The organism is Saccharopolyspora rosea (genome assembly GCF_025643595.1).
Lineage (GTDB): Bacteria > Actinomycetota > Actinomycetes > Mycobacteriales > Pseudonocardiaceae > Saccharopolyspora > Saccharopolyspora rosea.
This window is the reverse complement of the sequence record NZ_CP102826.1, coordinates 4,740,310-4,753,925: the sequence shown is the minus strand read 5'-3', so window position 1 is coordinate 4,753,925 and position 13,616 is coordinate 4,740,310. Positions and strand designations below refer to the sequence as shown.

Genomic DNA, 13,616 nt, shown 5'->3' with positions numbered 1-13,616 from the left:
GATATTCCTCCACTCACGCGTTGCGTGCGTTGCTCAGGCTGCGCCGGGCCGCCGCGACGACGGCGTCGACGGTGAAGCCGAACTCGGTGAACAGGGTCTTGTAGTCCGCCGAGGCGCCGAAGTGTTCGATCGACACGGACTCACCGGCGTCGGAGACGAACCGGTACCACGGCTGCGCGATGCCCGCCTCGACCGAGACCCGGGCCCGGACCGAGCGCGGCAGCACCTGCTCCCGGTAGGTCTCGTCCTGCGCGTCGAACCACTCCACGCACGGCATCGAGACCACACGGGTTGCAACGCCCTCGGCCTCCAGGATCTTCCTGGCCTCGACGGCCAGCTGGACCTCGGAACCAGTGGCGATGAGCACCAGCTCGGGAGCGCCGTTGCCGGCCTCGGCCAGCACGTAGCCGCCCTTGGCGACGCCCTCGGCGGTCACGCCCTCCAGGGTCGGCACGCCCTGCCGGGTCAGCGCCAGACCGGCCGGCCCGCTCGGGTCCTCCAGGATCGCCTTCCAGGCCGCGGCGGTCTCGTTCGCGTCGGCGGGACGGACCAGCGAGAAGCCCGGGATGGCGCGCAGCGCGGCCAGGTGCTCGATCGGCTGGTGGGTCGGGCCGTCCTCGCCCAGGCCGATCGAGTCGTGCGTCCACACGTAGGTGACCGGGGTCCGCATCAGCGCGGACAGCCGGACAGCGGGCCGCATGTAGTCGCTGAAGACCAGGAAGGTGCCGCCGTACGGGCGGGTGCCGCCGTGCAGCGCGATGCCGTTGAGGATCGCGCCCATCGCGTGCTCGCGGATGCCGAAGTGCAGCGTGCGGCCGTACGGGTTGGCCTGCCAGCTGCCGGTGGAGATCGACTCCGGGCCGAACGAGTCGACGCCCTTCATCGTGGTGTTGTTGCTCTCCGCCAGGTCGGCCGAACCGCCCCACAGCTCGGGCAGCACGTCGGCCAGCGCGCTGAGCACCTCACCGGAGGCCTTGCGGGTGGCGATGCCCTTGCCGTCGGCTTCCCAGCTCGGCAGCTTCTCCTGCCAACCGGCGGGCAGCTCGCGCTTGCGCAGCCGGTCCAGCAGCGCCTTGCGCTCCGGGTTGGCGGCGGCCCAGGCGTCGAACTTCGCCTGCCACTCGGCGTGCGCGGCCGCGCCCCGCTCGGCGACCTTGCGGGCGTGCGCCAGCACCTCGTCGTCGACCTGGAAGGACTGCTCCGGGTCGAAGCCCAGCGCCTTCTTGACCCCGGCGACCTCGTCGGCGCCGAGCGCGGCGCCGTGGGCCTTGCCGGTGTTCATCTTGGTCGGCGCCGGGTAGCCGATGACCGTGCGCAGCACGATCAGGCTCGGCCGGTCGGTGACGGCCTTGGCGGCCTCGACGGCCTCCAGCAGACCCTGCACGTCCTCACCGCCGTGGACGGTCTGGACGTGCCAGCCGTAGGCCTCGTAGCGCTTGGCGGTGTCCTCGGACAGCGCGATCCGGGTGTCGTCCTCGATGGAGATCTCGTTGGCGTCGTAGATCACCGTGAGGTTGCCCAGCTGCTGCGTGCCGGCCAGCGAGGACGCCTCGGAGGTCACGCCCTCCTCGATGTCGCCGTCGGAGGCGATCACGTAGACGTGGTGGTCGAACAGGCTCTCGCCCGGCGCGGCCTCCGGCTCGAACAGGCCGCGCTCGCGGCGGGAGGCCATCGCCATGCCGACCGCGGTGGCCAGACCCTGGCCCAGCGGACCGGTCGTGGTCTCCACCCCCGCGGTGTGGCCGTACTCCGGGTGCCCCGGGGTCTTCGAGCCCCACTTGCGCAGGCTCTTGAGGTCGTCCAGCTCCAGGCCGTAGCCGGAGAGGAACAGCTGCACGTACAGCGTCAGGCTGGAATGCCCGGCGGAGAGCACGAACCGGTCCCGGCCGATCCAGTCCGGGTCGCTCGGGTCGTGGCGCATGATCCGCTGGAACAGCGCGTAGGCGGCCGGCGCCAGGCTCATCGCGGTGCCCGGGTGGCCGCTGCCGCAGCGCTCCACCGCATCGGCGGCCAGCACGCGGGCGGTGTCCACGGCGCGCTGGTCCAGCTCGGTCCAGTCTTCGGGGAGTCGCTTGGTGGTCAAGCGGGCAAGATCGTCGGTGACGGACACGGACGCAGCTCCAGTTTTTCCCTCGGCGCGGTGAATGCGGTCGCTGGACCGATTCGACCCGCGGTTATCCCTCGTCCGACGGGCAGCCTAGTCGTGCCCGATCAGGCACTCGCTCACCCGTCCGGATTGACGTTCTCCCGCGCGTCGCGAGCGGGACTCGGACGGCATCCGCACCACGTCCGGAGCGGGGCACGGGTCCGTCGTCGGATCACCCCGGGCCCGCCCTGTCCTGCGCGTCTCCGGCGTTTCGAGGGCTGCCGCGTCCCCGCCCGGCGGGAACGCCTCCAGGGTACTCGGAGACCCCCCGTGACCAGGGACACCGGGCGGGGTCGCGGCGAGCGCGGGCCACCCGAGCGAGGGCGGGGCGCGTAGCGCGCCTACTATTCGGGGAGATCCGAACGCGCTCGTGCCGCCCGGTCGCCGGGCTGGTCCGGGCCGTGGAGAACGATCAAGGAGTGCCATGTCGTCGGTGAGCGCAGCGTCGTGACCACCGCCGTCGACGCCCCCCGCGACCGGCATGCGCGGCGGCCCGCTGAGCTGCTGAAAGCGTACGCCGGGTTGATCAAGCCGAGGGTCATCGAGCTGCTGCTGGTGACCACGATCCCGGCCATGCTGCTGGCCCAGCGCGGCATCCCCTCGCCGTGGCTGGTGATCGCCACGCTGGTCGGCGGGACCATGGCGGCGGGCAGCGCGAACGCCCTCAACTGCGTCGCCGACGCGGACATCGACCAGGTGATGAAACGCACCCGGGCGCGCCCGCTCGTGCGGCACACCGTGTCGAACCGGCACGCCCTGGTGTTCGGACTCGTGCTCGGCCTGGCCTCGTTCGGCTGGCTGTGGGCGACGACGAACCTGCTGGCCGCCGCGCTGGCGGTGGCCACGATCCTGTTCTACGTCCTGATCTACACGCTGGTGCTCAAGCGGCGCACCGCGCAGAACATCGTCTGGGGCGGCGCGGCCGGGTGCATGCCGGTGGTCATCGGCTGGGCCGGGGTGACCGGCCGGGTGGACTGGCCCGCGCTGGTGATGTTCGGCATCGTCTTCTTCTGGACCCCGCCGCACACCTGGTCGCTGGCGATGAAGTACAAGGACGACTACGCCCGCGCCGGGGTCCCGATGCTCCCGGTGGTCGCGCGCCCGGAACACGTGTCGCGGCAGATCGTGCTGTTCAGCTGGCTGATGGTGCTGTGGACGCTGCTGCTCGTCCCGGCCACCGGCTGGCTCTACGCCGCGTTCGCGGTCCTGGCGGGCGCCTGGTTCCTCGTCCTGGCGCACCGCCTGCACGCCGCCACCAAGCGCGGCGAGAAGACCAAGCCGATGAAGCTGTTCCACATGTCCAACACGTACCTGATGGTCGTGTGCGTGGCGCTCGCGGTGGACTCCGCGCTGAGCCTGCCGGTCCTCGGCTGGCCGTTCTGAGAGCCGGCTCCGGACTCGCCGTGCGCGGCGGTGCGAGCTGCGAGACCGCTCACCGGAAGAGGAAGCGGCGCACGCCGCGTCACGGCACGAGCAGGAGCTTGCCGGTGGTGCGGCGGCCTTCCAGGTCCTCGTGGGCGCGGCGGGCGTCGGCCAGCGGGTAGGTGGCGCCGACGCGGATGGTCAGGGTGCCGTCGGCGATCCAGCCGAAGACGTCCCCGGCGCGCTGGTCCAGCTCCGCGCGGCTGAGGATGTGGTGGGCGAGGCTGGGGCGGGTCAGGAAGACCGAGCCGGCCGAGTTCAGCCGCTGCGGGTCCACCGGCGGGACCGGGCCGCTCGCCGCGCCGAAGAGCACCAGCACGCCGCGCGGGCGCAGGCTCGCCAGGCTCGCGTCGAAGGTGGACTCGCCGACCCCGTCGTAGACGACGTCCACGCCCCGGCCGCCGGTCAGCTCGCGCACCGACTCGGCCACGTCCGCCTCGGTGTAGCGGATCACCTGGTCGGCGCCCGCCTCGCGGGCCAGCCGCTCCTTGTCCGCGGTGGACACCGTGCCGATCACGGTCCCGCCGCGGGCCTTGATCAGCTGCGTGAGCAGCAGGCCCATGCCGCCCGCCGCCGCGTGCACCAGCGCGGTCTCGCCCTCGGCGACCGGGTGCGTGCTGGTCACCAGGAAGTGCGCGGTCATGCCCTGGAGCATCGCCGCGGCCGCGGTGCGGTCCTCGACGCCGTCGGGCACCCGGACGGCCTTGTCGGCGGGCACCACCGCGCGCTCGGCGTAGGCGCCCGGCGTCATCGCCCAGGCGACGTGGTCGCCCACGGCGAAGTCGGTGACCCCGTCGCCGATCGCGGCCACGCGGCCCGCGCCCTCGGAGCCCGGCGTGAACGGCAACGGCACGGAGTAGATCCCGCTGCGCTGGTAGGTGTCGATGAAGTTGACCCCGGACGCGGAGACCTCCACCAGCAGCTGTCCGGGGCCGGGGCCGGGGGTGTCGATCTCGGTGAGTTCCAGTACCTCCGGGCCGCCGTTCCGCCGCACCTGGATCGCGCGCATGTCCACCTCCGTCACCGTCGTTGCAGGACCGACTCAACCCCATGCCCGCCGGTCCCGGCAACCGAGGCGTGCGCCACGTCTGGGCGCGGCGCGGCGACGCGGGTGTCTACGATCACGGTGTGGCAGAGCAGACCGAGCAGCAGGCCGCACCGTCGCCCAAGGCGATCGCGACCGCTTCGGCGTTCGTGCGCGAGCACGGCGGGTCGGCGCGTGCGGTGGTGGAGAACCTGGGGCGCGCGGGCGCGCGCATCGTGCTGATCGGCGAGGACGGCGCGTTCGGCGACGTCCTGGTCCCCGACGTGCCCACCGGGACCGCCCTGGTCGAGGCGGTCGAGGGGCTCACCGCCCACGAGTGGGACGCCGACACCGTCGCCGCGTTGAAGATCGGCCCCGCGCACCGCCGCCGCATGGCAGGCCCCCGCGCCCGCTGATGGCCCGCGTCCTGCTGGCCGGCTGCGCATGCCTGCCCACCTCGGACGGCGACGACACGCCGCTGGCCGACGCACTCGCCGAGCTCGGCGTGGCCGCCGAATGGGTCCCGTGGGACGACCCGGACACCGACTTCACCGCCGCCGACCTGGTCGTGCTGCGCGCCACCTGGGACTACGCCGCGCGCCGCGAGGAGTTCCTGAAGTGGTGCGACTCGGTGCCCGGGCTGGTCAACCCGGCCCCGGTGGCGCGCTGGAACACCGACAAGTCCTACCTGGTCGACCTGGCCGCCCAGGGCGTGCCCGTGGTGCCCACCGAGCTGGTCGCCCCGGACGCCGAGCCGACGTGGCCCGCCGGGGAGTTCGTGCTCAAGCCGTCCGTCGGGGCGGGCTCGCGCGGTGCGGCCAGGTTCGGCCCCGACCAGCTCGACGCCGCCCGCGGCCACCTCGCCGCACTCCACGACCGCAACCAGGTCGCGGTGCTGCAGCCGTACCAGGCGGCCGTGGACCGCGAGGGCGAGACCGCGCTGGTCTTCCTCGGTGGGCACTTCTCGCACGCCTTCAGCAAGGGGCCGATGCTCTCCGACGGCTCCGAGCTCGACGCATCGGGCCTGTTCGCGGGGGAGAAGCTCGCCCAGGCGCGGCCCGCGGCGGCGCTGCGCCGGGCCGCGGAGGACGCGCTGGACGCCGCGGCGGACTTCCTCGGGGTCGACCGCACCGAGCTGCTGTACGCCCGGGTCGACCTGGTGCGCGGCGCCGACGGCGCACCGCTGCTGCTGGAGCTGGAACTCACCGAGCCCTCGCTCGGGTTCCGCCACGCCGACCCGGGGGCGCTGCCGCGCTTCGCCTCGGCGGTGCGCGCCGCGCTGGCCCGCCGCTGACCGACACACCGCGGCGAGTCCTGGTCTCGACCGTTCGCGGTGGTCTATGTTTTCAGCGGCGACTGAACTCGATCATGGGGAGCTCTCGTGGCGGACTACCTGCAGCGCACCGACCGCCCCGCGATGTCGGAGTGGATCGAGCAGATGGCGGCGCACTTCGAGGCCACCGAGGGGATGCCGCTCATCGCCGGGCGCATCCTGGCGTTCCTGCTGATCTGCGACCCGCCGGAGCGCACCGCCGCGGAACTGTCGCTGGCGCTGAACGCCAGCAGCGGATCGGTCAGCACCAACGTCCGCCTGCTGCGCAGGCTCGGGGTGATCTCCAAGACGACCCGGCAGGGCAAGGAAGCCGCGCTGTACCGGGTGGAGGAGGACCGCTGGCCCGAGCTGGTGCGCCACCGCATGCGGCGGGTGACCGAGCTGGAGGAGCTCACCGAGCAGGGGCTGCGCATGTTCAGCGGCCAGGGCGAACGCGCCCGGCGGCTGCGCACCGTCCACGAGTTCTACAAGTGGTTGTCCGGGGAGATGCCCGAACTGTGGCGCCGCTGGGAACGCGAGGGCGCCCGCAACCTGCGGTTCTGACGGCTCCCGGCACTCGGAACGGGTTCGGAGCCGGGCTTTCAGGCGGCAACCGCTTCGGCGGACCGGGAGTCCGCCGGAGCCTCCGGGACCGGGCCGCGGTACCGGGACTCGCCCCACAGCAGCGCGGTCACGATGATCACCAGCGTGGCGAACAGGACGTGCAGCACCACCATCGGCTCCGGCACGCCCAGCACGTACTGGGCCGAGCCGATCACGCCCTGGACCAGGACCAGGACGCACGTCGCGCCGTACGTGCGCAGCAGCGCCTTCGTCGGCCGGGCACCGCGCAACCAGACGCCGAAGACGGCCAGCAGCAGGATGTAGGCCATCACGAGCGTCCCGTGCACCTCGACCAGGTGCGGGACCGGGACGTCCAGCCGGGGCGTCTTGGCATCGCCGGCGTGCGGACCGGCCGCGGTGACCAGCGTGCCCGCGAGCAGCATGGCCGCGGCGACCGCGGTCAGCGCCACCAGCAGCCGCCGCATCCGGCGCGGGACCACGTCCACCGGCTCCCGGTCGCCCTCACCGGCCGCCTTGAACAGGTGCGTCGCCAGCCAGATCAGCACCGCCGAGGCCATGAAGTGCAGCGAGACGCTCCACCAGCTCAGGTCCACCAGCACCGTGATGCCGCCGATGACCGCCTGCGCCACCACGCCGAGCGGCATGACCAGCGCGAGCCCGACCAGGCGGCGCCGCCGCGGCCGCACCCGCCACGCGGCCAGGAAGCAGGCCAGCGCGATGAAACCGACCAGCCCGGTCAGCGTGCGGTTGCCGAACTCGATCACCTGGTGGAACTTGGCGACCTCCGGGTGCGCGACCGGCACCATGCTGCCCGGGAAGCACTGCGGCCAAGTGGGGCAGCCGAGACCGGATCCGGTCACCCGCACCACCGACCCGGTCACCGAGATCAGCGCCTGGGTGATCACGACGGCGAGCGCCAACACGCGCACCGCGGTGGGGGATGGGCGGGAGATTCGGGAAAGCATCGAGGCCGTCGGCACGTCCTCGATGCTAGCCGCGCCCGGATCCGGTCAGCCGCCAGGGCTTGACAGCCGGTGGCCGCGCGCTCAACCGCGGGCGAACAACCCGGACGGCAGCGCACCGGCCGCGGCGAGCGCCTTGCTGAGCTGGGCGCCGCCGCGGGTCAGCGCCTCCACGCCGTCCTCGCCGAGGGCGGCCCACGGCGCCATCGACATCGCGTCGGTGTCCGCTTCGACCTCCTCGCGCAACGCGGTCCCGGCCGCCGTGATTTCGCCCTCAGCGCCGAGCAGCCCGCGCTCGCGCAGCCCTCGCGCGGCGGTCGCCCACTCCTGGTCGGACCAGCCGCGCATCTCCTTGGAGACCTCCTCGGTGAAGGTCTCGCCGGTGGCGGTGTGCAGCACCAGCGCCTCCAGGCCGGTCAGCCCGCCGCGCTGCAGGGCGGCGAGGTGCGCGTCGCCGCGGAACTCGCGCAGCAGCGTGACCGCGTGCCACAGGCGCAGGTGCGCCGCCTCGGGCCAGGCCAGGTCGGCGTGGCCGGCGAACAGCGGTTTGCCGTCCGGCGGGCACGCCTCGGCGGCGCGGCGGGCGAGCCCGGCGGTCTCGGCGACCAGCTCGGAGCTCAGCACGTCCGCGCCGAGCATCCGGCGCAGCGCCGCGTCGGCCGCCTCGAAGCGCGCCGCCACGACCGCCTCCGGGGAGGCGATCTCCCAGGCGCGCGGGATCACCTCGGCCACGGCCGCCGGGTTGAAGCTGTAGAACGTCGCGGCGACCACGCCGGGACCGACCGGTCCCATCGGCGCGGCCCGTCCGGCGAAGTAGGACATCCGGCCCCGGTCGAGCCCGAGCCCGGCGAACGCGTCGGCGGCTTCGGGCGCGAAGTAGATCATGGCGTGGACCAGTTCGAGGGAGTTCTTGGCCCGGCGGGCGATCTTCGTCATGCGGCCACTCTAAGCTTGTTCTTTAACGTCGGGGGTTGGTGGTGGACCCGGTTGGTCATGGATGAAGCCCTTGGTTGATCATGCGTCTTGCTACAGAACGGTGATCATTCCAAGGGCTTCAGTGGTGAGTGTGCATGATCCCGAGATGGCTGCGGCGCTCGGGCGGTTGTCGGGGTTCCGGAACGAGTTTCATCGGTGCTTGTCCAGCCGGGCGGATGGGTTGTTCGAGTTGACCGATGCGGTGCTGTGCGCGGATGGGCCGGTGCGGTCGCTGGTGGAGTTATCGCTGGCCAGTGAGCATCGACGGGGGCACGGTGCTCTGTATGCCGCCCTGAATCGGGGGCGGGTGGAGGTGAGCAGGCTCCGGCGTGCCCTGGCCGGGTTACCTCTGCCGCGGGCGGCCGATGGCCGGTTGGTGCTGGCGGTGGATATCACCAGCTGGCTGCGCCCGGACGCGCCGACCTCGCCGCAGCGGATCATGTGCCATACCTACGGGCGCGGCAAGGGTCAGCACATCATGATTCCCGGGTGGCCGTATTCGGTGATCTGCGCGCTGGAGACCGGCCGTCATTCCTGGACCGCGCCGCTGGATGCCGTGCGGCTGGCCCCCTGCGACGAGGCCGCCGAGGTCACCGCGACCCAGCTGCGCCAGGTCGTCACCGACCTGATCGCCGCCGGGCAACAGACGCCGGATGATCCCGACATCCTGGTGGTGACCGACGCCGGGTATGACGCGCCCCGGCTTGCGTTTCTGCTGGCCGACCTGCCGGTCGTGGTGCTGGGTCGGATGCGTTCGGACCGGGTCCTGCGCCGAGCGGCCCCGCCTCGAACCCCCGGCGCATACGGCCGCCCACCACGCCATGGCGGCGAGTTCGTCTTCGGTGACCCGGCCACCTGGGGTGATCCGGACGTCACCACCAGCACCGACACCCGCCTCTACGGACCGGCCACCGCGCGGTCATGGAACCGGCTGCACCCACGATTGACCCACCGCAGTGCCTGGGCCGCGCAGGCAGGCCGGTTACCGATCATCGAGGGCACCGTGATCCGACTGGAGGTCGATCGACTACCGTCCGGGGCGATTCCCACACCCGTATGGCTCTGGTGTTCCTCAGTGGATCTTTCCGGGTCCGATGTGGACCACCTATGGCATGCGTTCCTGAGGCGATTCGACATCGAGCACACCTTCCGCCTGCTCAAGCAAACACTCGGGTGGACATGCCCGAAACTCCGCACCCCGGAAGCCGCCGACCGCTGGACATGGCTCATCCTCGCCGGCTACACCCAACTACGACTGGCCCGCTCACTGGCCGCCGACCTGCGCCGTCCCTGGGAAAAACCCGCCGAACCCGACCGGCTCACCCCGGCCCGCGTCCGCCGAGGATTTCGGCACCTCCGCAAACACACCGGCACCCCCGCCCGAGTACCAAAACCCTCCCGACCAGGACCAGGACGCCCCGCGGGCCGAACCAACCGCCACCCCACGCCCCGCCACAACGTGCACACCGCCACCACACACAAGACAAAACGACCAAAAACAGGCACCAAACGCCCCCGCCGCACAGGTTAAAGAACAAGCTAAGTGCCTGTCTTCGAACTTGGTCCGGAACCCGCGTGGCAAGCGGCGGTAGCCGCTTTCTCTTTCGGTGAGCGGTCTAGCAACCCGCACCGCCGCGGGTTCTCAGCGGTCGTCTCGCGAGGACAGCCCCTCCGCCGTGTATTGGGCATACATCAGGAGGGGCTCCCGGAGCCGAGACGGCCGCTGAGGTTCCGCTACCGGCGCCGCCTCGCAAAACGAGTTCGAAGACAGGCTCTAAAGAGGGATCCGGACTCCGCGGCGTCAGGTCAGTCGGGTGGTGCGGACCGCGAGGCCGCCCGCGAGGGCGCCCCAGACCAGCAGCACGACGATGGGCTGCACGCCGGGCGCGGCGCCGCCGACCAGCACCGCGTCCAGCGACTCGGCCAGCGCACCGGACGGCAGGTAGCCGGCGATCATCCCGACCGGGTGGGGCAGGTCCGCCGGGGGCAGCGCCAGGCCGCCCGCCAGCAGCAGCACGAACCACACCGCGTTGGCCAGCGCCAGGACGATCTCCGCCCGCAACGAGCCGCCGACCAGCGCTCCCGCCGCGCCGAACGACAGGGTGCCCAGCACCAGCAGCGGCACCGCGGGCGCCAGCCCGGACGCGCTCGGCGACCAGCCCAGCGCGCACGCGACGGCGCTGAGCACGACCGCCTGCAACGCGACCACCAGCAGCGTCGCCAGCACCCGCCCGGAGATCAGCGTCCAGCGCGGCAGCGCCGTGGCCGACAGCCGCTTGAGCACGCCGTACCGGCGGTCGAAGCCGAGCGCGATCGCCTGCCCGGTGAAGGCCGTGGACATCACCGCCAGCGCCAGGATGCGCGGCATCACCGAGTTGATCCGCGGTTCCGGCATGGTGCCGATCTTCAGCTCGCTCAGCCCGATCAGCAGGGCCAGCGGGATGATCAGGTTGAGCAGGATCTGCTCGCCGTGGCGGATGATCAGCAGCGCTTCGACCTTGGTCTGCGCGGCCAGCATGCGCAGCGCGCCGCCGCGCCCGGGCGCCGGGGCGAAGGTTCCGGCGGGGAACTCCGAACCCTGCCGCGCTTCGGTTCGGGATTCGGCGCTCACGATCGCAGCTCCCGTCCGGTCAGTTCCAGGAACACGTCCTCCAGGCTGCGGCGGGTGACCCGCAGCTCCTGGGCGAGCACGCCGTGCTGGGCGCACCACGCCGTCACCGTCGACACCACCTGCGGGTCGACGATCCCGCGCACCGCGTAGTCGCCGGGCCGCAGCTCGGTGGCCTCGCAGTTCTCCGGCAGGGCGGCCACCAGCAGTTCCAGGTCGAGGCCCTGCTGCGAGCGGAAGCGCAGCTCCTGCTGCCCGTCCGCGGGCGCGGTCAGCTCCTCGGCGGTGCCGTCGGCGACGGCCTGCCCGTGGTCGATGATGACGACCCGGTCGGCCAGCGCCTCGGCCTCGTCCATCAGGTGCGTGGTCAGCAGCACGCTCACGCCGTCCCGGCGCAGCGCGGCGACGAGGTCCCACACCTGGCGGCGGGCCTGCGGATCCATCCCCGCGGTCGGTTCGTCGAGGAACACCAGCTCGGGGCGCCCGACGAGGGCGCAGGCCAGCGACAGCCGCTGCTGCTGGCCGCCGGACAGCCGCTTGTACGGGGTGCGGCGGACACCGCCGAGGCCGAGGACGTCGAGCAGCCATTCCGGGTCCAGCGGGTGCGCGGCGCAGGTGGCCACCAGCCGCAGCATCTCGTCGGCGCGCACGCCCGGGTAGGCACCGCCGCCCTGCGGCATGACGCCGATGCGGGGCCGGAGCTGTTCGTGCTGGGAGGTGGGGTCCAGGCCGAGCACCCGGACTTCGCCGCCGTCGGCGCGCTGGAAGCCCTCGCAGATCTCGATCGTGGTGGTCTTGCCCGCCCCGTTGGGGCCGAGCAGGGCCAGCACGGTGCCGCGTTCCACGCGCAGGTCGAGACCGGCGACCGCGACGGTGTCGCCGAAGCTCTTCTGCAGCCCGCGCAGCTCGACGGCCGGACTGTCGGCGTTGCTCACGACATCCAAGACTATGACGCCGCCGGACGCGGACGGCCCCGGGTGGGCGTGGGCCAGGGCACCCTGCCGCGCACCAGCCACAGCAGGAGGGCGAATGCGACGAGAGCGGCGAGCACGGCCCACGGCACCTGGTAGGCGCGGTTGAGGAAGCCCGCGCCGGTGGGCGGGATCAGCAGCGACACCACCGCGCAGATGACGGTGGCGGTGATGCGGAACCGGTTGTCGTTGGTGGACAGCGCCAGCGGCACCACGGCCCACAGCAGGTACCAGGGCCACAGCACCGGCACGCACAGCGCGAGGGTCAGGAAGGTGATGCCCAGCGCGGCCAGCGGTTCGACGCGCCCGCGGAAGGACAGCCACAGCATCCGCAGGCACACCACGCCGGTGATGGCGTAGCCGATGATCTTGGTGATGACCAGCATCGAGTCGGTGTGGTTGCCGAGCCCGAGGAGCATGCTCAGCCCGCCGCCGGTCATGCCGAACGCGGTCAGCGGCGCCATGAACGTCTTGACCCGGTTGGGCACGTCGAAGGTCTCGATCCAGCCCAGCCCCCACCCGCTGGCGACCGTGATGATCGTCATGGTGGCGAGGAACACGGCGGTGAGCACCGCGCCGACCTTCACCAGGTCGGAGAACCGCCCACCGCGCCGGTGCACGACGTAGAGCCCGAAGAAGCCGAGCGCGATGAACGCGGGCGGTTTGATCGCCCCCGCCGCGGTCAGCAGCACGCCGGTGAGCAGCACGCCGCCCGGGTTGCGCCACCGCAGTCCGAGTTCGATGGCGGCGAGCATGATGCCGACCATCAGCGCGTCGTTGTGCATGCCGCTGACGATGTGGAACAGCACGATCGGGTTCGCCGCGCCGAGCCAGAGCGCGGGCACCGGGTGCACCCCGCAGCGGCGCGCCAGGCGCGGGATGGCCCAGATCGCCGCCGCCAGCCCGGCGAGCATCACCACGCGCCACAGCAGCACCCCGAACACCACGTTGTCGCCGACGACCCGGGAGATCAGCTGCCCGAACATCAGGAACAGCGGCCCGTACGGCGACGGCGTGTCGCGCCAGATGTTGGGCACGTTGGCGGTGAACGGGTGGTCCACGCCGAGCGCGGCGGCCGGGCCGAGCAGGTAGGGGTTGAGCCCGCGCGCGGCCACCTCGCTCTGCGCGAGGTAGCTGTACATGTCGGTGCTGAACAGCGGCGGTGCCACGGCCAGCGGCAGGGACCACATGGTCAGCGTGCGTGCGAGCTGGGTGACCGTGACCATCCGCTCCCGGCCGGGCCAGGACAACCGGCCGAGCCACAGCCACGCGGTGACGACCATGAGCATGCCCAGCCAGGCGCACGCCATCGCCACCGTCGGGATGCGCGCGGGCAGCCCGATCAGCCGCACGCCCGACAGCGGGTTGTCCACCGGCGCGGCCCCGGCGCCGATGGCGCCGAAGGCCAGCACCAGCGAGCCCGCGGTGCCGAACCGGCGCACGACGTCGAGCTGCCGTCGCTCGGTGCGCTCCAGCGGCGCCGCGTCCGGCGCCTGGGGGGTGTCCGCCGCCCGGTCGGAGGTCGTCCGGTCGGCCGCTTCGCCTGCCGCCACGACGACGAAGCGTAATCGGGTGAGTCAGATCACGTGTCCGCCCCGCGCTCTGGCACGC

At 72.4% G+C, this 13,616-nt stretch carries 12 protein-coding genes; 5 read left to right on the top strand and 7 right to left on the bottom strand.

The annotated features are described in order from the left end of the window. Positions 1–13: 13 nt before the first annotated feature. Positions 14–2,110 carry a transketolase gene (tkt, locus tag NV263_RS21975; RefSeq protein WP_263248518.1) on the bottom strand — a complete coding sequence of 699 codons (2,097 nt, stop codon included), beginning with the start codon at positions 2,108–2,110 and terminating at the stop codon, positions 14–16. Positions 2,111–2,557: 447 nt separating this feature from the next. Here tkt and NV263_RS21970 point away from each other — a divergent pair, with 447 nt between their 5' ends. Beyond that, complete coding sequence (locus tag NV263_RS21970) at positions 2,558–3,529, top strand: heme o synthase (RefSeq protein WP_397545635.1); 972 nt, start codon at positions 2,558–2,560, stop codon at positions 3,527–3,529. Between the two features lie 79 nt (positions 3,530–3,608). Here the strand turns inward: NV263_RS21970 and NV263_RS21965 are convergent, their stop codons facing one another. Then, positions 3,609–4,577, bottom strand: a complete 969-nt coding sequence (locus NV263_RS21965; protein ID WP_263248515.1) for a quinone oxidoreductase family protein — start codon at positions 4,575–4,577, stop codon at positions 3,609–3,611. A gap of 119 nt (positions 4,578–4,696) precedes the next feature. Between NV263_RS21965 and NV263_RS21960 the strand changes: the two genes are divergently transcribed. The 3 genes from NV263_RS21960 (at position 4,697) to NV263_RS21950 (ending at position 6,468) form a co-directional block, all read left to right on the top strand. Then, positions 4,697–5,008, top strand: a complete 312-nt coding sequence (locus NV263_RS21960) for a hypothetical protein (RefSeq protein ID WP_263248513.1) — start codon at positions 4,697–4,699, stop codon at positions 5,006–5,008. Then, positions 5,005–5,886 (top strand): ATP-grasp domain-containing protein, encoded by an 882-nt coding sequence (locus tag NV263_RS21955; RefSeq protein ID WP_380760356.1) that lies wholly within the window; start codon positions 5,005–5,007, stop codon positions 5,884–5,886. Before NV263_RS21960 ends, NV263_RS21955 begins: the two co-directional genes overlap by 4 nt. Before the next feature lie 87 nt (positions 5,887–5,973). Then, entirely contained in the window at positions 5,974–6,468 is a 495-nt protein-coding gene (locus tag NV263_RS21950) for a GbsR/MarR family transcriptional regulator (protein WP_263248510.1), read from the top strand. A 38-nt stretch (positions 6,469–6,506) separates the two neighbouring features. Here NV263_RS21950 and NV263_RS21945 read toward each other — a convergent pair whose 3' ends face one another. Both NV263_RS21945 and NV263_RS21940 read right to left on the bottom strand, forming a co-directional pair. Then, positions 6,507–7,469: a COX15/CtaA family protein gene (locus tag NV263_RS21945; protein ID WP_263248509.1), complete on the bottom strand. Its 963-nt coding sequence runs from the start codon at positions 7,467–7,469 to the stop codon at positions 6,507–6,509. A gap of 66 nt (positions 7,470–7,535) precedes the next feature. Next, positions 7,536–8,387: an SCO6745 family protein gene (locus NV263_RS21940; RefSeq protein ID WP_263248507.1), complete on the bottom strand. Its 852-nt coding sequence runs from the start codon at positions 8,385–8,387 to the stop codon at positions 7,536–7,538. Between the two features lie 145 nt (positions 8,388–8,532). Between NV263_RS21940 and NV263_RS21935 the strand changes: the two genes are divergently transcribed. Beyond that, positions 8,533–9,957, top strand: a complete 1,425-nt coding sequence (locus NV263_RS21935; protein WP_263248505.1) for an NF041680 family putative transposase — start codon at positions 8,533–8,535, stop codon at positions 9,955–9,957. 270 nt (positions 9,958–10,227) lie between these two features. Here NV263_RS21935 and NV263_RS21930 read toward each other — a convergent pair whose 3' ends face one another. The 3 genes from NV263_RS21930 to mptB all read right to left on the bottom strand — a co-directional run bounded on the left by NV263_RS21930 (position 10,228) and on the right by mptB (position 13,558). Then, complete coding sequence (locus NV263_RS21930; protein WP_263254301.1) at positions 10,228–10,944, bottom strand: ABC transporter permease; 717 nt, start codon at positions 10,942–10,944, stop codon at positions 10,228–10,230. An 89-nt stretch (positions 10,945–11,033) separates the two neighbouring features. Next, positions 11,034–11,969 (bottom strand): ABC transporter ATP-binding protein, encoded by a 936-nt coding sequence (locus tag NV263_RS21925; RefSeq protein WP_263248503.1) that lies wholly within the window; start codon positions 11,967–11,969, stop codon positions 11,034–11,036. 11 nt (positions 11,970–11,980) lie between these two features. Continuing rightward, positions 11,981–13,558 carry a polyprenol phosphomannose-dependent alpha 1,6 mannosyltransferase MptB gene (gene mptB / locus NV263_RS21920; protein ID WP_263248501.1) on the bottom strand — a complete coding sequence of 526 codons (1,578 nt, stop codon included), beginning with the start codon at positions 13,556–13,558 and terminating at the stop codon, positions 11,981–11,983. Positions 13,559–13,616 lie beyond the last annotated feature (58 nt).